The following is a 21598-nucleotide window of genomic DNA, read 5'->3' on the forward strand; positions in this document are numbered from 1 at the left end:
ATTTGCATGATCGACGGATCACCCCGATGAATGGAAAATAGTGAGGTGCCATCACAAATTCGTCATTTGGGCCGATTCGGCGGGTTGTATGCCTTGCAATCCGCGTCAACATCTGGTCATGCTGTTCCGTGAGCTGCCCGCCTATTGCGGCCGCATCGCTGTGTCTGCCTCTTTGCACCTGCGCATGGACGCCTTGCCCATGCCGCCGCCGCCCGAAAGCAATGTGGATCAGCAATCAAGGGAAAGAACGTGCCTATGTCATTCTGGGATCGCATCCTCAGCATCGTCACCGCGACGGGCAATGCGCTTGCCGGTGTGGTCGAGGCGATCAGGACGCTGTTCGAAGGCGACCCGGAGACCCGCCGCAAGGTGGCTTTCTCCGTCGCCATGATCGCGCTGTCCGCCAAGATGGCAAAAGCCGACGGCATCGTCACCGAGGCCGAGGTGTCTGCCTTCCGCGATATCTTCAAGTTTCCGGACGATCAGGCCCAGAACGTTGCACGGCTCTACAATCTCGCCCGTCAGGACGTCGCCGGTTACGAGGCCTATGCCGAGAAGATGGCATCGCTCTGCGCTTCCTGCGAGCAGAACTGCCCGGTGCTGGAAGACATCATCGACGGGCTCTTTCATATCGCCAAGTCGGATGGCGCCCTGCACGAAAAGGAGATCGGGTTCCTGACGCGTGTGGCGGAAATCTTCCACATGGAGGATGAGCGGTTTCAGGAGATCATGGCCCGCCATGTTCACACGTCCGATGCCAATCCCTACGATGTGCTCGGCGTCTCGCCAAAGGACGACTTCTCGATGATCCGCAAGCGCTACCGCGTGCTCGTATCGGAAAATCACCCCGATATGCTGGTCGCCCGCGGCGTTCCCGAAGAATTGCACGCGATCGCCAATGATCGCATGGCTGCGCTCAATGCCGCCTATGAGGCGATCGAGAAAGAACGCCGCGCCGCATGACGCACTTCGCTTGTGACTACCCGGCCGCGCGCGCCGTGCCATCGCCCAACCATGGCGAAAGGGCGGGCGGGCAGAAACCGGACATGATCATTCTGCACTATACCGGCATGGAGACGGCGCAAGCCGCGCTCGACTGGCTCTGTTGCGAGGAGAGCCAGGTTTCGAGCCACTACTTCGTCCATGAGGACGGTCGCGTCGATCAGCTCGTTGCCGAGGATCGTCGTGCGTGGCACGCGGGCAAGAGCGTCTGGAAGGGCGAAACGGATATCAATTCCCGCTCGATCGGCATCGAGATCGCCAATGCCGGCCACCTTGGCGGACTGCCGGATTTCCCCTCAGCGCAGATCGAGGCGGTCGCTGAATTGTGTCGGGACTGTGGCAAGCGCTGGTTGATTGCCCCGGAAAGGGTACTTGCGCACAGCGATGTGGCCCCCATTCGCAAGGTGGATCCGGGAGAAAAATTTCCTTGGGAACGGCTCCATTCGAGGGGCGTCGGGCACTGGGTTCCGCCAACCCCGATCGGCGGCGGACGATTTTTCCAAAGGGGCGATCGGGGCCAGCCCGTCGAAGCGGTCCAGACCATGCTGTCGCTCTACGGCTACGAAATTGAAGTGACAGGCATTTTTTGCGAGAAGACGGAGGGTGCAATTGCCGCCTTCCAGCGCCATTTCCGCCAGTTGCAGGTCGACGGCATCGCCGATATTTCAACCCTCGATACGCTCCACCGGCTCTTGTCCACATTGCCGAATTTCAACCGCTGAACGGGGTTTGCCGGGACGGTTTTTGAAGGTCGTCTGAAGCCTTCTTGTCACAAAATTTGTGCACTGCCACATGATCGTCACGATGCCGGGGTCTTTTGGGGCCGTACCGAGCTGCAGGTGATTTCGAGGTGCAACGCCTCCTCCTGCTGATGACGAAGATCGGAATGCAAGACGGCAGGGCGGGGTGCGCCCACATGCTGCTGCGCCCGAAAGTGGAGATTTCAAGCTAAATGAGATTATCGCATCTTGCTGCGACTGCGGCATGCTTCTGCATGCTTTTTTCCGGGGTTGAAACGTCGTATGCCGGGGGCATCGACAAGACCATCACTTCCTCCATCAAGCCAGTTACGAGAACCACGGGTTATCCGGCGCCGGGTGCCTCGCTGAGAACTTCTGCCTATAGCGGCCTGATCCTGACCTATGCGAAGCAATACGGCGTTCCGGTCGATCTCGCCCAAGCGATCGTCAAGATCGAAAGCAACTTCAATCCCAAGGCACGCGGCAGCGCCGGCGAAATCGGCCTGATGCAGATCAAACCGGCGACCGCCCGGATGATGGGTTATACCGGGGGCAAGGGCGGCCTGTTCGATCCCGAGACCAACATCAAGTTCGGTATGAAATATCTTGCCATGGCGCATGAACTGTCCGGCGGTTTCACCTGCGGCACGATCCTTCGCTACAATGCCGGCCACGGCGCCAAGAAGATGAATCCGGTGTCGCGCCGCTATTGCGGCAAGGTCCAGAGCATCATCAACTAAGCCGTCCGGGTGCCGGATAAGGTTTTGAGTACCGGCATTTTTCAAGTTCGCAGATGCCAGCCGGCAAATGCCATGTTATCTCCGCCGGTTTCAGAAATGGCAAGGCATGGCGAAAACATTCGATTTCATCATTGAGTTCGGATGAGATCGGGCGGCTCGGAGCGTTATTGCTCGAGAACGGCCAGTTGGATGCGCGGGAATACGAGACGGATTTTGCCGTCTGCTACCAGTAGAATCACCGGCGGCGATGCCTTATTAATATTTATCTATGGCAATTGGCGGATGCGTCGGTTATGCACCGCCTGCCAGTTGGCCGGGCAGCCGCTCTCCGCTAGGGCCGAAAGGCTGCGGGGGGAGGAAAGTCCGGGCTCCACGGAAAAACGGTGCCGGATAACGTCCGGCGGGGGCGACCCCAGGGAAAGTGCCACAGAGAGGATACCGCCTGCCTTTGGGCAGGTAAGGGTGAAAGGGTGGGGTAAGAGCCCACCGCGCGCATGGCAACATGGGTGGCAAGGCAAACCCCACCGGGAGCAAGACCGAATAGGGATGACGTGGACCGCGCAAGCGGCCCGGCCTTTTCCGGGCCAGTCATCCGGGTGGGTTGCAGGAGGCAGCGCGCAAGCGTTGTCCCAGATGAATGGCTGCCACGTTCCGGCTTTCGGGCCGGAGCCATACAGAACCCGGCTTACAGGCCAACTGGCAAATTCTCCTCTTCTTGATCCCGGCCAGCGCGAATTCAAAAATCGTGTATCCGCTTGAATGATTATTATTTTTATATTTTGCTAATATTTAAAGTAATCATTTTACCGGAGGAGGATTCGACAGTGAATCCAAAGTCTTGAGGGGTCTGTCGTAACCATTTGTTAAACTTAACGGACTATCAATATTTGCTTACGACGCGTGCTGAAATAGAGCAAATCCCATTGACGCCCATATGGTCCCATGTTATCCCATTCATGCACAGTACACGGGCTGATTGAGGCCGATTCACCGCAACTTTCGGGACCGCCCTGCGGAGGGGTTTCGAACGGGCATGTCGCCCGATGGCGAAGTGTTGTGTCTTGTTTTGAGGGTGTGCGCGGGTTGTTGGGGCTTGCGCGTTTACCGGAAACGGCAGTATCGCGTCATGAACCGCTTCCTATCGCATGCGACAAACCGGATCGATGCAAAGGGGCGGGTTTCCGTTCCTTCGATGTTTCGATCTGTTTTGTCGGTGCTCGATATCCGGGAGCTTTATTGCTTTCAGGATTTCGTCTTTCCGGCTATCAGCGCCGGCGGTCCGGAATTGTTGGATCGTTTCGAAAGGCAAATCAGTGGCGAGGATCCATTTTCGCCGCAGGCCAATCAGATGTCGCTCCTGATTCATGGGGGCGGGGTCTTCATGAAGCTCGACCAGGAAGGCCGATTGATGGTTACGGATTTCATCCGCGACTTCACCGGAATAACCACGGAAGTCACCTTCGTGGGGCGGGCGGATCATTTTCAGTTGTGGGCGCCGCAGGTGTTTCTGGAAACACAAGTGGCTGCACGGGAAGAACGCAGGTTGCGAGGTCGGCGTTCGGACTAGAGTGGAGAAGCGGAATGATGGCGGATCAAGGCGAAGGTTTACCCGATGCCGATGGCGGACCGGTCCGTCACATTCCGGTTCTTCTCCCAGAGGTTCTTGCGAGCCTCGATCTCGCCCCCGGCAAGATCATCCTCGATGGCACCTTTGGTGCCGGCGGTTATACCTTAGCCATCCTGGCGACTGGTGCCGATGTGATTGCGCTCGATCGCGATCCGGCGGCCATTCGCGCCGGGCAGCCGCTGGTCGCTGCCAGCAAAGGCCATCTCACCCTGGTGCATTCGCGCTTCTCAAACCTTGCGCAATATGCCCCGGAGGGCGGACTTGACGGCGTCGTGCTCGATATCGGCGTTTCCTCCATGCAGATCGACGAGGCCGAGCGTGGCTTCTCCTTCCAGAAGCGCGGGCCGCTCGACATGCGCATGTCGTCCGACGGTGTTTCCGCGGCAGACGTCGTCAATAGGGCCAAGGTTTCGGACCTCACCCGCATCTTCGGCTTTCTCGGCGAAGAACCGCAATCCGGCCGAATCGCCCGCGCCATCGAAAAACGCCGTCTCGAAGAGCCTTTCGTCACGACGCGCGACCTTGCGGGGCTGATCGAGATCGTCACGCCGCGCAAGGCGAAGGACAAGATTCATCCCGCCACGCGTGTCTTCCAGGCGCTGCGGATCTTTGTCAACGACGAACTGGGCGAACTCGCCCGGGCGCTGTTTGCCGCCGAGCGCGTGCTGAAGCCGGGCGGGCGGCTGACAGTCGTCACCTTCCATTCGTTGGAAGACCGGATCGTCAAGAAATTCTTCCAGGATCGCGCCGGCAAGGCCTCCGGTTCGCGTCATCTGCCGCTGGTGCACGAGCGTGCGGCAACTTTCGCACCAGTTGGCAAATCTATGGTGGCGGCCAGTGAAGAAGAAGCGTCCCGCAATCCGCGCGCCCGGTCCGCCAAGATGCGGGTCGGCGCCCGCACCGATGCCCCGCCTCAGGCAGATGATCTGTCCATCTTCGATTTGCCGAACCTCGCGAGCCTTGGAAAGATTGGGGGCTGAGACATGTTGCGCACCTTTGACATTGTCCTGATCGTCGTCATGACGGCCGCAGCGACGGTCACCTACACGATCAAGCACCAGGCGGAAAACAAGCTGGAGGAAGTGCGCAAGCTGGAGGCGGAGATCAAGCTCGAGGAAGATACGATCGACCTTCTGCGCGCCGACTGGGCGCTGCTCTCCCAGCCCAATCGCCTTGAAAAGCTCGTCACCGTCTACCAGCAGGACCTGCAGCTTACGCCCACCGCCTCGACGCAGCTCGCCCGTCCGGAAGAGCTGCCGATGCTGAAAGCCGATCTGCCGCCGCCGGAGGATGTCCTCGAGGTGATGGGCATGGCCAAGGGCAAGCCGAAAAAGCCGCTGGCAAAGACGGATAATATCGCAACAGGTTCGGTGGCACGCTGATGTCTTTTCTGTCCCGCATCATGGTCGTCAAGAGCAAGGCTCATTTCTCTGCCGGCGGCAACAACCATCCCGGCGATCTCGGAATGCCGTTCGAAGGAACGCGCAAGAAGAGCAGCAGCCAGGCGCGCAGCCGTGTTGCGATCGTCATCATCAGCTTCACCGCGGTCTATTGCGTGATTGGCGGCCGCCTCGTGCAATACGGTCTGGCGAAGCCCGACACGGTTTCCAGCATCGGCCGCGCCGACAATTTGATGGCCTCGCGCCCTGATATTCTGGACCGTAACGGTGAAATCCTCGCGACCGACATTCGCACCGTCTCGCTCTATGCCGAGCCGCACAAGATCGTCGATGCCGACGAGGCGGTCGAGCAATTGTCGACTGTCCTGCCCAATCTCAATGTCGCGGAAATCTACAACAAGCTGAAATCCAAATCGCGGTTCCAGTGGCTGCGCCGTCAACTCACGCCGAAACAGCAGAGTGAAATCCTGGCGCTCGGCATTCCCGGCATCGGCTTTCGACCAGAGAAGCGCCGCTTCTATCCGGGCGGCCGGACCGCCTCGCATGTTCTTGGGCATGTCAACATCGACAACCGTGGCATCGCCGGTATGGAGCGCTTTATCGATAGCCAGGGGCTGGCCGATCTTGCCGCGAACGGCATGACGAGCAATGCAAAACTGGAGCCCGTTCGCCTCTCGATCGACCTGCGCGTCCAGAACATCGTCCATGACGTCGTCGTCGACGCGATGATCAACTACAAGGCGCAGGCAGCTGGTGCCGTCGTGCTGAATGCCAAGACGGGTGAAATTCTCGCAATGGCATCGGTGCCCGATTACGATCCGAACCAGCCGTCACGCACATTGCCCGATGGTTCGATCGACAAGAAATATGAAGAAGGCTGGTTCAGCCGGATGAGCAACGGCACATTCGAGATGGGCTCTACCTTCAAGAGTTTCACGCTCGCCATGGGCCTTGATTCCGGCAAGATGACGCTGAAAGACAGTTTTGACGCGCGGTTTCCGATCAGGCTCGGTGGGTTCACCATCAAGGACTTCCACGGCAGGCACAGGGTGCTGACCGTTCCGGAAATATTCCAGTATTCCTCGAACATCGGCACAGCCAAGATTGCCGATCTCGTCAGCCTTGATGCGCACAAGGAATTTCTGACCCGCCTCGGCCTCCTGAGCAAGATGGATACCGAACTACCCGAGGTGGCAACCCCGAGCCAGCCGCGCGTCTGGAAGAAAATCAACTCGGTGACGATCTCTTTCGGTCACGGTGTTTCAACAACGCCTCTCCAAACGGCCATCGCCGGCGCGGCTTTGATGAATGGCGGGTACCTGATCCCGCCGACCTTCCTGCCAAGGACCGAAGAGCAGACGGCGGAACTCGCAAAGCAGGTGGTCAAGCCGACGACGAGCGCCGACATGCGGTATTTGTTCCGCTGGAACGGCATCGCCGGATCAGGACGCAGCGCGCAGGTGGCCGGCTTCAACGTCGGTGGCAAAACCGGGACGGCGGACAAGGTCATCAACGGTCGCTATTCCTCCGATCTGAACTTCAACTCCTTTATCGCCGGCTTCCCGATCGATGATCCGCAGTATGTGGTCCTGTCTATCATCGATGCGCCTCTGACAGGCGAGAGCGGCGGGCGCATCGCGGGCTACACCGCGGCACCGATGGTTCAGAAGATTATCAGCCGCTCTGCGCCACTTCTTGGTGTAGAACCGAAGTTCGGCGAAGACGGTTCTGCCTTGCTTGTGTCTTATTGACCATGGAATGACAATCTGGAGGATTCGCCGCCCGGCGGGTCGGTATAACTGAAAAGTGCATCCATGAAGATCAAAGACCTGATCGGGAAGGATTTCCCGGAAATTGCCGCGCAGTTGAACGCCGCCGCAGGCGATATCGATATTGCCGCCATCACCGCCGATAGCCGGCAGGTCGTCCCTGGCGCGCTGTTCGTGGCGCTTTCGGGAAGCAAGGCGGACGGCAAGACCTTCATTGATGACGCAATTGCGCGCGGCGCCGCAGCTGTGGTCGCGGGCGCAAAACCCTCGGAAGATGTTTCAGCGCCGGTTTTTGCCGCCTCGGCGCCCCGCCGTGTGCTTGCGCTCGCAGCCGCGAATTTCTACGGCCGCCAGCCGCAGACAATGGTGGCCGTAACAGGCACGGCCGGAAAGACTTCGGTCGCCTCGTTCACCCGCCAGATCTGGGCGCATTCCGGCCATGCAGCGGCAATGATCGGCACGACCGGCGTCATCGCGCCCGGTCGCAACGATTATGGCTCGCTGACGACGCCGGATCCGGTCTCGCTGCACAGGCTGCTCGCCGAACTGGCCGATGCCGGCGTCACCCACGCGGCGATGGAGGCTTCCAGTCACGGGCTCGACCAGAGCCGGCTGGACGGCGTCCGCTTTGCCGCCGCCGGTTTCACCAATCTCGGCCGCGATCACATGGATTACCACCCGACCGTCGAGGACTATATGGCCGCCAAGATGCGGCTGTTCGACGGCGTGTTGCCGAAGGGATCGCCGGCGGTGATCTTCGCCGACGACGCCTGGTCGGCACCGGCGATCGCTGCAGCCAGGGCAACCGGTCAGGAGGTGCTGACCGTCGGCCGCAAGGGCGACTATCTGAGCCTGAAACGCGTCGAGCATTTCCGTCACAAGCAGATCGCCGAGGTTCATGTCGGCGATGAGATTTTCGAGGTGCACGTACCGCTGGCCGGCGACTTCCAGATATCCAATGCGCTCGTCGCGGCCGGTCTCGCAATGTCCACCGGCGTCAGCGCCAAAGCGGCGATGGCGGCGCTCGAAAAGCTTCAGGGGGCTTCAGGCCGCCTCGAACTGGTCGGCCATACCAAGGACGGCGCGCTCGCCTATGTCGATTACGCCCACAAGCCGGATGCGCTGGAAAACGTCCTGACGTCCGTCCGTCCGTTCACGACCGGCCGGATCATCGTGGTCTTCGGCTGCGGCGGTGATCGCGACAAGGGCAAACGTCCGATCATGGGCGAGATCGCGACGCGGCTTGCCGACGTGGTGATCGTCACCGACGACAATCCGCGCTCGGAAGTGCCCGAAATCATTCGCAGCGAGATTATGGCGGCTGCCAAGGGCGCGACCGAAATCGGCGACCGTGCGGAAGCGATCAAGGCTGCCGTCACGATGTTGAAATCCGGCGATACGCTGATCGTCGCCGGCAAGGGGCACGAGGAGGGGCAGACGATCGGCTCCGTCACCCTGCCTTTCTCCGACCATGCCGAAGTGAGAAAAGCATTGGGAGGTCAATGATTTGAGCTTTCTCTGGACAGTAAGCGACCTGATGGCGGCCATGCATGGCCGCCCGATGGGAAACCTGCCTGAAGGCATTACCGGGATCTCGATCGACAGCCGCTCCATCGCCAAGGGCGAGGCTTTCTTCGCGATCAAGGGCGACCGGGTCGATGGCCACGATTATGCCGGCATCGCGATTGCCAACGGCGCAGCACTCCTGGTCGTCAGCGAGGCGAAACTGCCGGCGCTCGGGCGGCTGATCGCGCCGATGATCGTCGTCGATGACGTGCTTGAGGCCATGGTGCGGCTCGGCTGTGCGGCCCGTGACCGCAGCGCCGCCAGGATCATCGCCGTCACCGGTTCCGTCGGCAAGACCACCACCAAGGAGATGCTGCGCCACCTGTTGTCGCCGTCCGGCCGGGTGCATGCGTCGGTTGCCTCGTTCAACAATCATTGGGGCGTGCCGCTGACCCTGTCGCGCATGCCGGAAAATACTGATTTCGGCATCTTCGAGATCGGCATGAACCACCCTGACGAGATCCGGCCGCTGGTCAGGATGGTTCGCCCGCATGTGGCGATCATCACCACGATCGCCGCCGCCCATCTCGGCAATTTCAAGGATCTCGGCGAAATCGCCGCTGCCAAGGTGGAGATCATGGAAGGGCTCGTCGACGATGGCCATGTGATCCTCAATCGCGATAACGAGCAATTCGAAACGCTGGAAAATGCAGCAGCGGTGCTAGGCGTCGCGCATGTGCACAGCTTCGGCAGCAGCGCCAAGGCCGATTTCCGCATGGTGGAATTCGCAGGCGGCTCGGAAGGGGCTGTGCTCTGGGCGGCGATCGGCGGCAGGACGATGGAAATCCAGATGGGCGCGCCGGGCCGTCACATCGCCGAAAACGCGCTGGCTGCGCTCGGTGCCGCCGGTCTGGTTGGGGCGGACGTGGATGCAGCGGTTGCGGCCCTTGCCACCCTGGTGCCGGAGAAGGGGCGAGGCGCAAGGTACCGTCTGCCGATCGGCGCGGGTTCCTTCGTTCTGATCGATGAAAGCTACAACGCCAATCCAGCATCGATGCGGGCGGCGATCGCTCTCCTTAAGGATACCGAACTGCCCGAGGGCGGCCGGCGTGTCGCCATTCTCGGCGACATGCTGGAAATGGGCGAATTCGCGGGCAAGGTTCACGCCGGGCTTTCTGCGCCGCTGGTTGAAGCTGGTATCCGCGATGTCTGGCTCGCCGGACCGGAGATGGCGCATCTGCGCGATGCGCTTTCTGAGGATATCCGCGTCGAATATCGCGAAACGGTCGAGGAACTGAAGGAATTCGCCCTCGGTTCGATCGCGGCCGGAGATGTGGTAATGATCAAGTCGTCCAAGGGGACCGGTTGCGGCAGGATCATTGCGGCTTTGCTTGAGAAATATCCGCCGTCATCCGAGACGGGACGGGCCGAATAAGGCTGGGACAAGGCTTTCATGGCCGAAGTTCCATGCTGACACTTTTGATACCACGCAGTTATTCTTCCATTCGGTGATTCTGATGGATGACACCTGCAACGAACCTTTGGGGAAAGGTCCCTTATGCTCATCTGGCTTGTCGAACTGGCGGACCATTTTCAATTCTTCAATCTCTTCCGGTACATCACCTTCCGTACCGGCGCCGCCCTGTTCACGTCGGCAATCATCGTCTTCCTGTTCGGCCCGCGCATAATCTCGTCGCTGCGTGTCCGGCAGGGCCGTGGCCAGCCGATCCGCGCGGACGGGCCTCAGACCCATTTCAAGAAGGCCGGCACGCCGACCATGGGCGGGCTGATGATCCTTGCCGGTATCGTCGGAAGTTCGCTGCTCTGGGCCGATCTTTCCAGCGTCTACGTGGTCTCGACCCTGCTGGTGACGCTCGGTTTCGGCGCCATCGGTTTTTACGACGACTATCTCAAGGTGACGAAACAGTCGGACAAGGGCTTTTCGGGCAAGGCCCGTCTGGGGTTCGAGTTCGTCATCGCCGCCATCGCCGTCTTCTTCATGATGCGGACCGCCCAATCGGCGGGGGCAGCCGGGTCGACCTTCGGCTCGTCGCTGACATTCCCGTTCCTCAAGGATTTCACCCTCAATCTTGGCTATTTCTTCATCCTGTTCGGCGGCTTCGTCATCGTCGGCGCCGGCAATGCGGTCAACCTGACCGACGGTCTTGATGGACTTGCCATCGTGCCGGTCATGATCGCTGCCGCCTCTTTCGGTGTCATCGCCTACCTTGCCGGTAACGCGGTCTTTGCGAACTACCTGCAGATCCATTTCGTCCCCGGCACGGGTGAACTCGCCGTCATCCTCGGCGCCGTCATCGGCGCAGGTCTCGGCTTCCTCTGGTTCAACGCACCGCCGGCCGCTATCTTCATGGGCGATACCGGTTCGCTCGCTTTGGGAGGCCTGATCGGCACCGTCGCCGTCGCCACCAAGCACGAGATCGTCATGATCATCATCGGCGGCCTGTTCGTCATGGAAACCCTGTCGGTGATCATCCAGGTCTTCTGGTTCAAGCGCACCGGCAAGCGCGTCTTCCTGATGGCGCCGATCCACCATCATTTCGAAAAGAAGGGCTGGACCGAGAGCCAGGTCGTCATCCGCTTCTGGATCATCGCAGTCATCCTCGCCATGGTCGGCCTCGCGACCCTGAAGCTGCGGTAAGAGCCGATGATCCCGGTCACGACATTTCAGGGCAAGCAGGTCGCGCTCTTCGGTCTCGGCGGCTCCGGTCTGGCGACGGCCCAGGCGCTGGTTGCCGGTGGTGCGAAGGTGACGGCTTGGGACGACAATCCCGACAGCGTCGCCAAGGCGGTTTCCGAGGGCATCGGTACCGGTGATCTGCGACAGGCGGACTGGAGCGCCTTTTCCGCCTTCGTTTTGTCGCCGGGCGTTCCGCTCACGCATCCGAAGCCGCACTGGACCGTCGATCTTGCCCATGCAGCCGGTGTCGAGATCATCGGAGATGTCGAGCTTTTCGTGCGCGAGCGGCGGGCCTATGCGCCGGATTGCGCCTTCATCGCCATTACCGGCACCAATGGAAAATCCACGACGACGGCGCTGATCGCCCATATCCTCAAGACCAGCGGCCGTGACACCCAGCTTGGCGGCAACATCGGCACGGCGGTCTTGACGCTTGATCCTCCGAAGAACGGCCGCTTCTATGTGGTCGAATGCTCTTCCTACCAGATCGACCTTGCGCCGACGATCAATCCGTCCGCCGGCATCCTGCTCAACCTGACACCGGATCATCTCGATCGGCACGGGTCGATGCAGCACTACGCCGACATCAAGGAACGTCTGGTCGCCGGAAGCCGGGTTGCCGTTGTCGGCGTCGACGACAGTTTTTCGAGCCTGATCTCCGATCGCATCGAGCGCTCCGGCACCAAGGTCGTGCGTATCTCGCGGCGCCACATACTGGCTGATGGTCTCTATGCCGAGGGCAGCCGGATCGTGCAGGCCCGGGCCGGAGCAACCAGCCTGTTTGCCGATCTCGATGGCATCCAGACCCTGCGCGGCGGCCATAATGCCCAGAACGCGGCGGCAGCGATTGCCGCCTGCCTTGCCGTCGGAGTCTCGCAGGCTGACATCGTCAAAGGCCTCTCGTCTTTCCCGGGTCTGAAGCACCGCATGCAGCCGGTCGGCCGCAAGGGGCAGGTGGTTTTCGTCAACGACAGCAAAGCGACCAACGCGGATGCGGCAGCTCCCGCTTTATCGAGTTACGACCGGATCTACTGGATTGCCGGCGGCCTGCCGAAGGAGGGTGGTGTCACGACGCTGGCGCCATTCTTCCCGAAGATCGCCAAGGCTTACCTGATCGGCGAGGCGGCACCTGCTTTTGCCGCGACGTTGGGTGAGGCTGTCCCCTTCGAAATTTCCGGGACCTTGGAGCAGGCCGTTGCTCATGCCGCCGCTGATGCGGCGAAGGACACGACGGGGCCGTCGGCCGTGATGCTGTCCCCGGCTTGCGCAAGTTTCGACCAGTACAAGAATTTTGAAGTCAGGGGCGATGCCTTCGTCAGCCATGTTGCTGTGATCGAAGGCGTAACGATGCTGATATGAAGGCCGGTGGCCTTGCGTTGAGATCCGGGCGCCGGACGCGCCGTTGAAGGGGACGAAGAGATGGTAAGCCGTGCCGAGCGTGGCCCCGTGGCCGACTGGTTCTGGACGATCGACAGGTTCTTCCTGGCGACCTTCATTCTGTTGATGGGGATCGGCTTCATGCTGTCCTTCGCCGCAAGCCCGGCGGTCGCCGAACGGCTCAATCTCGACAGCTTCCACTTCGTCAAGCGACACGCGGCCTTCCTCCTGCCATCGCTCGCGGTGATGATCGGCATCTCCTTCCTCTCGCCGCGGCAGGTGCGCCGAACGGCGATGATCCTGCTTCTCGCCTCGCTTGCCTTCATGGTGCTGGCATTGTTCTTCGGCGCCGAGGTCAAGGGCTCCCGCCGCTGGATTTCGCTTGCCGGCCTGTCGGTTCAGCCTTCCGAATTCATGAAGCCGGCCTTCGTCGTCGTCTGCGCCTGGTTGTTCTCCGAGCATGCGCGCCAGCCGGAAATTCCAGGCAATCTGTTCGCCATCCTGCTTTACGGCATCGTCGTGGCGCTGCTCGTGGCGCAGCCCGACCTTGGCCAGACCATCCTGACGACGGCCGTCTGGGGCGGCATGTTCTTCATGGCCGGCATGCCGTGGCTCTGGATCATCGTTCTCGGCGGTTCGGCTGTCGGGGGGCTCGTGGTCGCTTATACGATCCTGCCGCACGTGGCCGGCCGTATCGACCGGTTCCTGACCGGCGAGGGCGATACCTTCCAGGTCGATACCGCGCGTGAGGCGATCATTCGCGGCGACTGGCTGGGGCAGGGCCCGGGCGAAGGCGTCGTCAAGCGGATTATCCCTGACAGCCACACCGACTTCATCTTCTCGGTCGCGGCGGAAGAGTTCGGCATCATCTTCTGCATGGTCATCGTGCTGATCTTCGCCTTCCTCGTCATGCGCGGTCTCTCCCACGCCTTCCGCGAGCGTAACGACTTCACCCGGTTCGCCGTTGCCGGCCTCGTGCTGCAGATCGGTATCCAGTCGATGATCAATATAGGCGTCAATCTCGAGCTTCTGCCGGCCAAGGGCATGACCCTGCCGTTGATCTCCTATGGCGGTTCATCCATGGTGGCGATCAGTGTGACGGCGGGCTTCATCCTGGCGCTGACCCGCCATCGTCCGGAAAAGCGTGCCGTCGAGCGCAGCCTGTTCCGCTCCGGCATGGGCGTTCCGGCGGAGTAAGATAGCATGGAGTCCGTGGTGAGTTACCCCCCTCTGTCCCACCGGGACATCTCCCCCTCAAGGGGGGAGATCGGCCGTCAGGCTCTCGCCTCCTTGACTTTGATTAAAGGTAGGCGAGGGAAAAGATTGATCTCCCCCCTTGAGGGGGAGATGTCACGAAGTGACAGAGGGGGGTATTCCTCTCCGCGTGCATGGACGGGCACCATATGACCAAAGGCATCATCATGCTCGCCGCCGGCGGGACCGGCGGCCATCTGTTTCCGGCCGAAGCGCTGGCGCACGAACTAAAGACACTGGGTTATTCCGTGCATCTCGTGACGGATAGCCGGGCGGAGCGCTACGCGGGAAGGTTTCCCGCCGACGAGATCCATGTCGTGCCTTCCGCGACTATCGGGTCTAAAAACCCCTTGAAAGTCGCAGGCTCGCTGTGGACGCTCTGGTCCGGCGTCCGCATTGCCCACCGCCTGATGGCGAAGGTGAGGCCAAAAGTGGTGGTTGGCTTCGGCGGCTATCCAACCATTCCACCTTTATACGCAGCGACCCGCATGGGCATTCCGTCGATGATCCATGAGCAGAATGCCGTGATGGGAAGGGCGAACAAGGCTCTGGCCAAGCGCGTCAGGGCAATTGCCGGTGGTTTTCTGCCGGAAACGGATGGCCTCTATGCGGCAAAGACCGTCACGACGGGCAACCCCGTCCGTCCGGCGGTGTTGGAAGCCGCCAAGGTGCCGTATCAGCCGTCTGGTGAAGGCGAAGAATTCCGCCTCGTCGTCTTCGGCGGCAGCCAGGGCGCGCAGTATTTTTCGAAGAGTGTGCCGACGGCAATCAGCCTGCTCGACGACAGCTTGCGGGCGCGCCTGCGCGTCACCCAGCAGGCCCGCGCCGAAGACATGCCGATGGTCGAGGGCTGCATTGCCAAGCTTGAGATGAATGCGGACATCGCGCCGTTCTTTACCGACATGGCGGAGCGTATCGCCAAGGCTCATCTGGTCATCTGCCGGTCCGGCGCCTCCACGGTCTCGGAGATCTCCGTGATCGGCCGCCCGGCCATTCTGGTTCCGTACCCTTATGCGCTCGATCATGATCAGGCCGCCAATGCGGCAGCGCTTGCCGCGACCGGTGGCGCCAAGGTGATCGCCCAGGCAGAGCTTTCCAGCGAAAAACTGAGCCGGATCCTGACCGAGGCCATGACCAACCCCACCAAGCTGGCCGGCATGGCGGCAAGTGCCAAACAGGCGGGCAAACCGGATGCAGCGCGCTTGCTTGCCGCCATGGTTGAAGCTATTGCCAGCGGTTCGACGATTGCACAGTTCAAGGAAACACGCTCATGAAGATGCCGCAGACGATCGGCCTGGTTCATTTCATCGGCATCGGTGGTATCGGCATGAGTGGTATTGCCGAAGTGCTGCACAATCTCGGCCACAGAGTACAGGGCTCCGACCAGTCCGACAGCGCCAACGTCCAGCGCCTGCGTGACAAGGGCATTGAGGTCTTCGTCGGCCACAAGGCGGAAAACATCGGCGATGCCGAAGTTGTCGTCGTCTCGACCGCGATCAAGAAGAGCAATCCGGAACTGATCGCCGCGCGTGAAAAACTGCTGCCGGTCGTGCGCCGCGCCGAAATGCTCGCCGAACTGATGCGCTTCCGCAATGCGATCGCGATCGGTGGGACCCATGGCAAGACCACGACCACGTCGATGGTCGCCTCGCTTCTCGAAGCCGGCGGGCTCGACCCGACCGTCATCAATGGCGGCATCATCAATGCCTATGGCACCAATGCCCGCATGGGCGAGGGTGAGTGGATGGTGGTCGAGGCCGACGAGTCGGACGGCACCTTCCTGAAGCTGCCCGCCGATGTCGCCGTCGTCACCAATATCGACCCCGAGCATCTCGATCACTACGGCAATTTCGACGCCGTGCGTGCCGCCTTCCGCCAGTTCGTCGAAAACGTACCCTTCTACGGCTTCGGCGTCATGTGCCTCGATCACCCGGAAGTCCAGACCATGGTCTCGAAGATCGAGGACCGCAAGGTCATCACCTATGGTGAAAACCCGCAAGCGGATGTGCGCTTTTCCAATATCCGCATGGACGGCGCAACATCGGTCTTCGACGTCGAAATCCGCCGCCGCCGAACCGGCCAGATTATCAAATTGCCGGATCTGCGACTGCCGATGCCGGGTCGTCACAACGTCTCGAACGCGACGGCCGCGATCGCGGTTGCCCAACGTCTCGGCATCAAACCGGACGCCATCGCCAAGGGGCTGGCAGCGTTCAGTGGCGTCAAGAGGCGCTTCACCTTCACCGGTGAGTGGAACGGTGCGCGCATCTATGACGACTACGGTCATCATCCCGTCGAGATCAAGGCTGTGCTGAGGGCTGCGCGCGAAGCCTGCCAGGGCCGCGTCATAGCCGTGCACCAGCCGCACCGTTTCTCGCGGCTGCACAGCCTCTTCGAGGAATTTTCCGCCTGCTTCAATGATGCCGATACAGTCCTGCTCGCGCCGGTCTATTCAGCCGGTGAGGATCCGATCGAAGGCATCAGCTCGCCGGAACTCGTCTCCCGCATCAAGGCCGGTGGCCACCGCGACGCACGTTTCATCGAAGGCCCGGAAGTGATCGCGCCGATCGTGTCTGCCATTGCGCAACCGGGTGACTTTGTGGTTCTCTTGGGGGCTGGCAGCATCACTTACTGGGCTGCCGCCCTTCCGAAGGAACTCGCAGGCATTTCAGGAAATTCCGCATGAAACAGGTTGATGGTACCAAGCTACTAGCCTCTCTTGGGGCTGGCGTGAACGAATTGCGCGGGCGTTTGACGCCGGATGCGCCAATGGACCGCGTCACCTGGTTTCGTGCCGGCGGCCTTGCGGAGTTGATGTTCCAGCCGCATGACACCGATGATCTCGTGGCCTTTTTGAAGCTGCTGCCGGCCGAAGTGCCTGTCATGGTCGCAGGCGTCGGTTCGAACCTGCTCGTGCGCGACGGCGGCATTCCGGGTGTCGTCATCCGGCTCTCGGCCAAGGGCTTCGGCGATATCGAGCTGGTTTCGGAGACCCGCGTCAAAGCGGGGGCGATCTGCCCGGACAAGAACCTTGCGGCAATGACGCTGGATCACGGCATCGGCGGCTTTCATTTCTTCTACGGCATTCCCGGCTCGATCGGCGGTGCCCTGCGCATGAACGCCGGCGCCAATGGCGGCGAGACGCGCGATCGTGTCATCGAGATTCATGCGGTTGATCGCAAGGGCAACAAGCACGTGCTCACCAATGCCGACATGGGCTACACGTACCGGCATTCCTCCGCGCCAAATGACCTGATCTTCACGCATGCCGTCTTCGAGGGCTATCCGGAAGACAAGGCGAAGATCCGCGCCGATATGGATGCGGTGCGCCAGCACCGCGAGACGGTGCAGCCGATCCGCGAGAAGACCGGCGGTTCGACCTTCAAGAACCCCGACGGTCATTCCGCCTGGAAGCTGATCGACGAGGCGGGCTGCCGCGGCCTGATGATCGGCAGCGCCCAGATGTCGCCGATGCATTGCAATTTCATGATCAATACTGGCCAGGCGAGCGGCTACGAGCTTGAATATCTCGGCGAAACCGTACGCCAGCGGGTTTATGAAACCTCGGGCATCAAGCTCGAATGGGAGATCAAGCGCATTGGCAATTTCATGCCAGGCTACGAGGTCAAGGAATTCCTTGGCCAGTTGACTGCCTGATCCTTAAAATTTACGGACAATGAAAAGCCGCGGCGGAGTGATCCACCGCGGCTTTTTCGTCCGTGTTGAACGTCGAGGCCTCAGACCTCACCGAAAGCAGGATGCAGACGAGCGTGATCAGCGCTGCCACGCCGACATAGGTCATGCCCAAGCGCAACAAATGGCAAAATTTCGGGGCCTGTTCGTCGCAAATCTGTCGCGCCCCATTGCGTCAATCGCCTCCGATATCACCAGGATGATTAAAAACGCACTGCGTGCATTTGCGGAGCTATCAGTCGCCTTCGCCGACAACCTTCCAGACGATGCCGCCGATTGCTTATCCCGCCGTCAATCGGATGCAGGGAGGCTTCGCGCAAATGCGCGGGGCCTTTCTGTTTTATCGGCCGCGTTTCCGAAAATCAGTTGCATCGGATTTAACTCTCTGATTCCAAGCGATGAATCGAGCAGGCCGTTGATTCGATAGCAAATATTTCATCCGTCCTCTGGACCGGATTAACCAAAGTAAACGGTTCATTAACCATAATGCCGTTCTAGTGGGTCTGTGCCTGAGGGATGCGACTCGTAAGCGTGAATAAGCTAGGCGCAAGCGGAATTTGTAAGACTGGCGTAATGTCGGGGGTTTTTATGAGTGGTAAGCACGTCGCTGTCCTGATGGGCGGATTTTCTTCGGAGCGGCCGGTGAGCCTGTCCTCCGGGGCTGCGTGCGCCGATGCTCTGGAAGCCGAGGGCTATCGCGTCACCCGCATCGACGTTGATCGCAACGTCGCCTCCGTTCTTGCCGATCTGAGTCCGGACGTCGCCTTCAATGCGCTGCACGGCCCCTTCGGCGAAGACGGCACGATCCAGGGCATCCTGGAATATCTCGAAATCCCCTATACCCATTCCGGTGTTCTGGCGTCTGCGCTCGCCATGGACAAGGCGCAGGCCAAGCATGTCGCAAGTGCCGCCGGTATTCCGGTTGCCGAGGCGCTGATCATGGATCGCCATGATTTCGGCTCGCAACATCCCATGAAGCCGCCTTATGTCGTCAAGCCGGTTCGCGAGGGCTCGAGCTTCGGTGTTGTCATCGTCAAGGAAGACCAGTCGCATCCGCCGCAGGTGATCACCTCCAGCGAGTGGCGTTACGGCGACCGCGTGATGGTCGAGCGTTACGTCTACGGCCGCGAACTGACCTGCGGCGTCATGGGTGATAAGGCGCTCGGTGTGACCGAGATCATTCCGCAGGGCCACGCCTTCTACGATTACGATTCAAAGTATGTAAAAGGCGGCTCAAAACACGTCATTCCGGCGGATGTTTTACCGAATATTTACCAAAAAATACAAACACTCGCAGTCAAGGCGCATCAGGCGATTGGATGCCGCGGCGTAAGCCGCTCCGACTTCCGCTTTGACGACCGTTTCTCTGAAGACGGAGAGCTCATCTGGCTGGAGGTCAACACTCAGCCCGGAATGACTCCAACCTCTCTGGTGCCTGAAATGGCGGCGCATGCCGGCCATACATTCGGTGAATTCCTCAGGTGGATGGTGGAGGACGCGTCGTGTTTGCGTTGAGAAGCAGGAAGGTAGCAAGGGTGCGTGCTCCGCTGGAGGTGGCTGATCTCGATGGTCAGCGCGTTCTGCCGCGGCCTCTGCGCCGCGTCGTGCGCTTCCTCGTCAGCCTTGGAACCGGCCGCATCCATTTCGCCCCGCACACCGGCACCGTCTCGGCGCTGGCCTTCCTGGCTGCGACCGGATTCTACGGCATGTCGCTCGGCGGCCACAGTCAGGACTTCGCGCAGACGACGACGACTGCCGTTGGTTTCGCGATCGAGGACGTCAAGGTTTCCGGCAACGAGCAGACCTCGGAAATCGATATCCTGCAGCAGCTCGGCCTCGACGGCACGACGTCGCTGGTGGCGCTCGATATCAATATCGCCCGTAAGCTGATCAGCGAAATGCCCTGGGTCGAGGATGTTGCGGTCCGCAAGGTCTATCCCGGTACCATCGAAGTCAGCCTCAAGGAGCGCAAGGCCTTCGGCATCTGGCAGCACGGCTCCGATCTTTCCCTCATCGAGGCGAGCGGCAGCGTGATTGCCCCACTCCGCGACAACAAGTTCGCGGACCTGCCGCTATTCGTCGGCCGCGATGCCGAAACGGCTGCCGCCGCGTTCTACGAGCGTTTTTCGCAGTGGCCGGAAATCTCGAAGCGCGTCAAAGCCTACGTTCGCGTTGCCGGCCGCCGCTGGGATCTGATGCTCGACAACGGCATCACCATCAAGCTGCCTGAACACGATATCGACCGCGCCATGCAGGTGCTTTCGACGATGGAGGAGGGGCAGCAGCTTTTGGAACGCGATATTGCTGCGGTTGATCTGCGGCTCGAGGATCGCACCGCGATACAGCTGACCCCTGAAGCCGCTGCCCGCCGGCAGGTGGTTCTGGAAGCGCGCACGAAAATGCTGAAGAAGCAGGAACAGGAGAACCGTATATGAGTCTTTTCGGTTCTTCGAGTTTTGGTCTGCCCCGTCTGAAGCCGCTTAATTCCAAGCGGTCTCATGTTGTATCGGTGCTGGATATCGGCTCCACCAAGGTGGTCTGCATGATCGGACGGCTGACGCCGCGTGCCGAGAGCCAGATCCTGCCGGGCCGCACCCATTCGATCGAGATCATCGGCATCGGCCATCACAAGTCCCGCGGCATGAAGAACGGCGTGATCGCCGATCTCGATGCCGCCGAAAGCGTCGTTCGTCTCGCGGTCGACGCGGCAGAGCGCATGGCAGGGCTGACGATCGACAGCCTGATCGTCAACATCTCCGCCGGCCGCCTGCAGAGCGATATCTACACCGCTTCCATCGATCTCGGTGGACAGGAAGTCGACGCCGCTGACCTCAAAAAGGTTCTCGCCGCCGCCGGCCAGCAGTCGCTGCGCCAGGACCGCGTCATCCTGCATTCGCTGCCGACCGGCTTCTCTCTCGACGGCGAGCGCGGCATCCGCGATCCGTTGGCGATGTTCGGCGATTCGCTCGGTGTCGACATGCACGTGCTGACGGCCGAACGCGCCGCACTCAAGAATCTCGAACTCTGCATCAACCGCGCGCACCTGTCGGTCGAAGGCATCGTCGCGACGCCTTATGCCAGTGGCCTCGCTGCGCTCGTGGATGATGAAGTCGAACTCGGCTGCGCCGCCATCGACATGGGCGGCGGCACGACGACGATCTCCGTTTTTGCCGAAGGCAAGCTGGTGCACGCCGACGCCGTTTCGCTCGGCGGTCATCACGTCACGACCGATCTGGCGCGTGGCCTTTCGACCCGCATCGAGGATGCCGAGCGCCTGAAGGTGGTTCATGGCTCGGCTCTGCCCAACAGTGCGGACGAACGCGACATCGTGTCGGTCGCACCGATTGGTGAGGACGAACGCGACCAGCCGACGCATGTGCCACGGGCGCTTGTCTCGCGCATCGTGCGCGCCCGCATCGAAGAGACGCTCGAACTCATCCGCGATCGTATCCAGCGTTCGGGCTTCAGCCCGATCGTCGGCAAGCGCATCGTGCTGACGGGCGGCGCCAGCCAGTTGACCGGTCTGCCGGAAGCGGCGCGCCGCATCCTCGCGCGCAACGTCCGCATCGGCCGTCCGCTTGGCGTGTCGGGCTTGCCGGCAGCGGCCAAGGGCCCGGCCTTTTCGACGGCCGTCGGCCTCATGATCTATCCGCAGGTCGCGGACATGGAAACGCACGCGACACAGGGCGGCCTGCTCTCGTCGCTCGCAGGAAACAACAGCCGTATCGCCCGGATGGGCCAATGGCTGAAGGAAAGCTTTTGAGCCCATCGGCTTCGGCTGACGGGATGCAA

19 protein-coding genes and 1 other RNA gene are annotated in these 21598 nt (G+C 60.9%); all 20 read left to right on the forward strand.

Going from position 1 to position 21598, the window contains the following annotated elements; genetic code table 11:
• Positions 1–255 precede the first annotated feature (255 nt).
• The 20 genes from ACSQ3F_RS14095 (at position 256) to ftsA (ending at position 21569) form a co-directional block, all read left to right on the forward strand.
• Entirely contained in the window at positions 256–963 is a 708-nt protein-coding gene (locus tag ACSQ3F_RS14095) for a TerB family tellurite resistance protein (protein WP_436102152.1), read from the forward strand.
• The gene (locus ACSQ3F_RS14100; protein WP_436100791.1) at positions 960–1724 is read left to right on the forward strand and encodes an N-acetylmuramoyl-L-alanine amidase; all 765 of its coding nucleotides are present in this window, start codon (positions 960–962) and stop codon (positions 1722–1724) included. The genes ACSQ3F_RS14095 and ACSQ3F_RS14100 overlap by 4 nt, the downstream gene beginning before the upstream one ends.
• A 230-nt stretch (positions 1725–1954) precedes the next feature.
• Entirely contained in the window at positions 1955–2482 is a 528-nt protein-coding gene (locus tag ACSQ3F_RS14105) for a lytic transglycosylase domain-containing protein (protein ID WP_436100792.1), read from the forward strand.
• A 305-nt stretch (positions 2483–2787) separates the two neighbouring features.
• Positions 2788–3186, forward strand: an RNA gene (gene rnpB / locus ACSQ3F_RS14110) — RNase P RNA component class A.
• A 422-nt stretch (positions 3187–3608) separates the two neighbouring features.
• On the forward strand, positions 3609–4049 hold the full coding sequence (gene mraZ, locus ACSQ3F_RS14115; RefSeq protein ID WP_436102153.1) for a division/cell wall cluster transcriptional repressor MraZ: 441 nt from the start codon (positions 3609–3611) through the stop codon (positions 4047–4049).
• A gap of 14 nt (positions 4050–4063) precedes the next feature.
• Positions 4064–5089, forward strand: coding sequence for a 16S rRNA (cytosine(1402)-N(4))-methyltransferase RsmH (rsmH, locus tag ACSQ3F_RS14120; RefSeq protein WP_436100793.1), 1026 nt, complete (start codon positions 4064–4066; stop codon positions 5087–5089).
• Between the two features lie 3 nt (positions 5090–5092).
• The gene (ftsL, locus tag ACSQ3F_RS14125; protein ID WP_436100794.1) at positions 5093–5491 is read left to right on the forward strand and encodes a cell division protein FtsL; all 399 of its coding nucleotides are present in this window, start codon (positions 5093–5095) and stop codon (positions 5489–5491) included.
• A complete protein-coding gene (locus tag ACSQ3F_RS14130) occupies positions 5491–7260 on the forward strand; it encodes a peptidoglycan D,D-transpeptidase FtsI family protein (protein WP_436100795.1) in 1770 nt (589 codons plus the stop codon). Before ftsL ends, ACSQ3F_RS14130 begins: the two co-directional genes overlap by 1 nt.
• A gap of 63 nt (positions 7261–7323) precedes the next feature.
• Positions 7324–8784 (forward strand): UDP-N-acetylmuramoyl-L-alanyl-D-glutamate--2,6-diaminopimelate ligase, encoded by a 1461-nt coding sequence (locus tag ACSQ3F_RS14135; protein WP_436100796.1) that lies wholly within the window; start codon positions 7324–7326, stop codon positions 8782–8784.
• Position 8785: 1 nt separating this feature from the next.
• On the forward strand, positions 8786–10219 hold the full coding sequence (locus ACSQ3F_RS14140; protein ID WP_436100797.1) for a UDP-N-acetylmuramoylalanyl-D-glutamyl-2,6-diaminopimelate--D-alanyl-D-alanine ligase: 1434 nt from the start codon (positions 8786–8788) through the stop codon (positions 10217–10219).
• Between the two features lie 123 nt (positions 10220–10342).
• Positions 10343–11443, forward strand: a complete 1101-nt coding sequence (mraY, locus tag ACSQ3F_RS14145; protein WP_436100798.1) for a phospho-N-acetylmuramoyl-pentapeptide-transferase — start codon at positions 10343–10345, stop codon at positions 11441–11443.
• Between the two features lie 6 nt (positions 11444–11449).
• Entirely contained in the window at positions 11450–12841 is a 1392-nt protein-coding gene (gene murD, locus ACSQ3F_RS14150) for a UDP-N-acetylmuramoyl-L-alanine--D-glutamate ligase (protein WP_436100799.1), read from the forward strand.
• Between the two features lie 60 nt (positions 12842–12901).
• Positions 12902–14056, forward strand: coding sequence for a putative lipid II flippase FtsW (gene ftsW, locus ACSQ3F_RS14155; protein ID WP_436100800.1), 1155 nt, complete (start codon positions 12902–12904; stop codon positions 14054–14056).
• Positions 14057–14262: 206 nt separating this feature from the next.
• On the forward strand, positions 14263–15387 hold the full coding sequence (murG, locus tag ACSQ3F_RS14160) for an undecaprenyldiphospho-muramoylpentapeptide beta-N-acetylglucosaminyltransferase (RefSeq protein ID WP_436100801.1): 1125 nt from the start codon (positions 14263–14265) through the stop codon (positions 15385–15387).
• A complete protein-coding gene (gene murC, locus ACSQ3F_RS14165; protein ID WP_436100802.1) occupies positions 15384–16799 on the forward strand; it encodes a UDP-N-acetylmuramate--L-alanine ligase in 1416 nt (471 codons plus the stop codon). The genes murG and murC overlap by 4 nt, the downstream gene beginning before the upstream one ends.
• Positions 16796–17770, forward strand: a complete 975-nt coding sequence (murB, locus tag ACSQ3F_RS14170) for a UDP-N-acetylmuramate dehydrogenase (protein WP_436100803.1) — start codon at positions 16796–16798, stop codon at positions 17768–17770. The genes murC and murB overlap by 4 nt, the downstream gene beginning before the upstream one ends.
• 19 nt (positions 17771–17789) lie before the next feature.
• Positions 17790–18233, forward strand: a complete 444-nt coding sequence (locus ACSQ3F_RS14175; protein WP_436100804.1) for a hypothetical protein — start codon at positions 17790–17792, stop codon at positions 18231–18233.
• Positions 18234–18394: 161 nt separating this feature from the next.
• Positions 18395–19321 (forward strand): D-alanine--D-alanine ligase, encoded by a 927-nt coding sequence (locus ACSQ3F_RS14180; RefSeq protein WP_436100805.1) that lies wholly within the window; start codon positions 18395–18397, stop codon positions 19319–19321.
• Positions 19309–20241 carry a cell division protein FtsQ/DivIB gene (locus ACSQ3F_RS14185; RefSeq protein WP_436100806.1) on the forward strand — a complete coding sequence of 311 codons (933 nt, stop codon included), beginning with the start codon at positions 19309–19311 and terminating at the stop codon, positions 20239–20241. The genes ACSQ3F_RS14180 and ACSQ3F_RS14185 overlap by 13 nt, the downstream gene beginning before the upstream one ends.
• Entirely contained in the window at positions 20238–21569 is a 1332-nt protein-coding gene (ftsA, locus tag ACSQ3F_RS14190; protein WP_436100807.1) for a cell division protein FtsA, read from the forward strand. Before ACSQ3F_RS14185 ends, ftsA begins: the two co-directional genes overlap by 4 nt.
• The last annotated feature ends 29 nt before the right edge of the window (positions 21570–21598 follow it).

The sequence above is a fragment of the Pararhizobium sp. LjRoot238 genome (assembly GCF_964252955.1).
Lineage (GTDB): Bacteria > Pseudomonadota > Alphaproteobacteria > Rhizobiales > Rhizobiaceae > Pararhizobium.

What these genes read in the sequence shown, in the direction of transcription:
- ACSQ3F_RS14095 (WP_436102152.1), top strand. Translation starts at nt 256, where the DNA reads ATGTCATTCTGGGATCGCATCCTCAGCATCGTCACCGCGACGGGCAAT.
- ACSQ3F_RS14100 (WP_436100791.1), top strand. Translation starts at nt 960, where the DNA reads ATGACGCACTTCGCTTGTGACTACCCGGCCGCGCGCGCCGTGCCATCG.
- ACSQ3F_RS14105 (WP_436100792.1), top strand. Translation starts at nt 1,955, where the DNA reads ATGAGATTATCGCATCTTGCTGCGACTGCGGCATGCTTCTGCATGCTT.
- mraZ (WP_436102153.1), top strand. Translation starts at nt 3,609, where the DNA reads ATGAACCGCTTCCTATCGCATGCGACAAACCGGATCGATGCAAAGGGG.
- rsmH (WP_436100793.1), top strand. Translation starts at nt 4,064, where the DNA reads ATGATGGCGGATCAAGGCGAAGGTTTACCCGATGCCGATGGCGGACCG.
- ftsL (WP_436100794.1), top strand. Translation starts at nt 5,093, where the DNA reads ATGTTGCGCACCTTTGACATTGTCCTGATCGTCGTCATGACGGCCGCA.
- ACSQ3F_RS14130 (WP_436100795.1), top strand. Translation starts at nt 5,491, where the DNA reads ATGTCTTTTCTGTCCCGCATCATGGTCGTCAAGAGCAAGGCTCATTTC.
- ACSQ3F_RS14135 (WP_436100796.1), top strand. Translation starts at nt 7,324, where the DNA reads ATGAAGATCAAAGACCTGATCGGGAAGGATTTCCCGGAAATTGCCGCG.
- mraY (WP_436100798.1), top strand. Translation starts at nt 10,343, where the DNA reads ATGCTCATCTGGCTTGTCGAACTGGCGGACCATTTTCAATTCTTCAAT.
- murD (WP_436100799.1), top strand. Translation starts at nt 11,450, where the DNA reads ATGATCCCGGTCACGACATTTCAGGGCAAGCAGGTCGCGCTCTTCGGT.
- ftsW (WP_436100800.1), top strand. Translation starts at nt 12,902, where the DNA reads ATGGTAAGCCGTGCCGAGCGTGGCCCCGTGGCCGACTGGTTCTGGACG.
- murG (WP_436100801.1), top strand. Translation starts at nt 14,263, where the DNA reads ATGACCAAAGGCATCATCATGCTCGCCGCCGGCGGGACCGGCGGCCAT.
- murC (WP_436100802.1), top strand. Translation starts at nt 15,384, where the DNA reads ATGAAGATGCCGCAGACGATCGGCCTGGTTCATTTCATCGGCATCGGT.
- murB (WP_436100803.1), top strand. Translation starts at nt 16,796, where the DNA reads ATGAAACAGGTTGATGGTACCAAGCTACTAGCCTCTCTTGGGGCTGGC.
- ACSQ3F_RS14175 (WP_436100804.1), top strand. Translation starts at nt 17,790, where the DNA reads ATGAAAAGCCGCGGCGGAGTGATCCACCGCGGCTTTTTCGTCCGTGTT.
- ACSQ3F_RS14180 (WP_436100805.1), top strand. Translation starts at nt 18,395, where the DNA reads ATGAGTGGTAAGCACGTCGCTGTCCTGATGGGCGGATTTTCTTCGGAG.
- ftsA (WP_436100807.1), top strand. Translation starts at nt 20,238, where the DNA reads ATGAGTCTTTTCGGTTCTTCGAGTTTTGGTCTGCCCCGTCTGAAGCCG.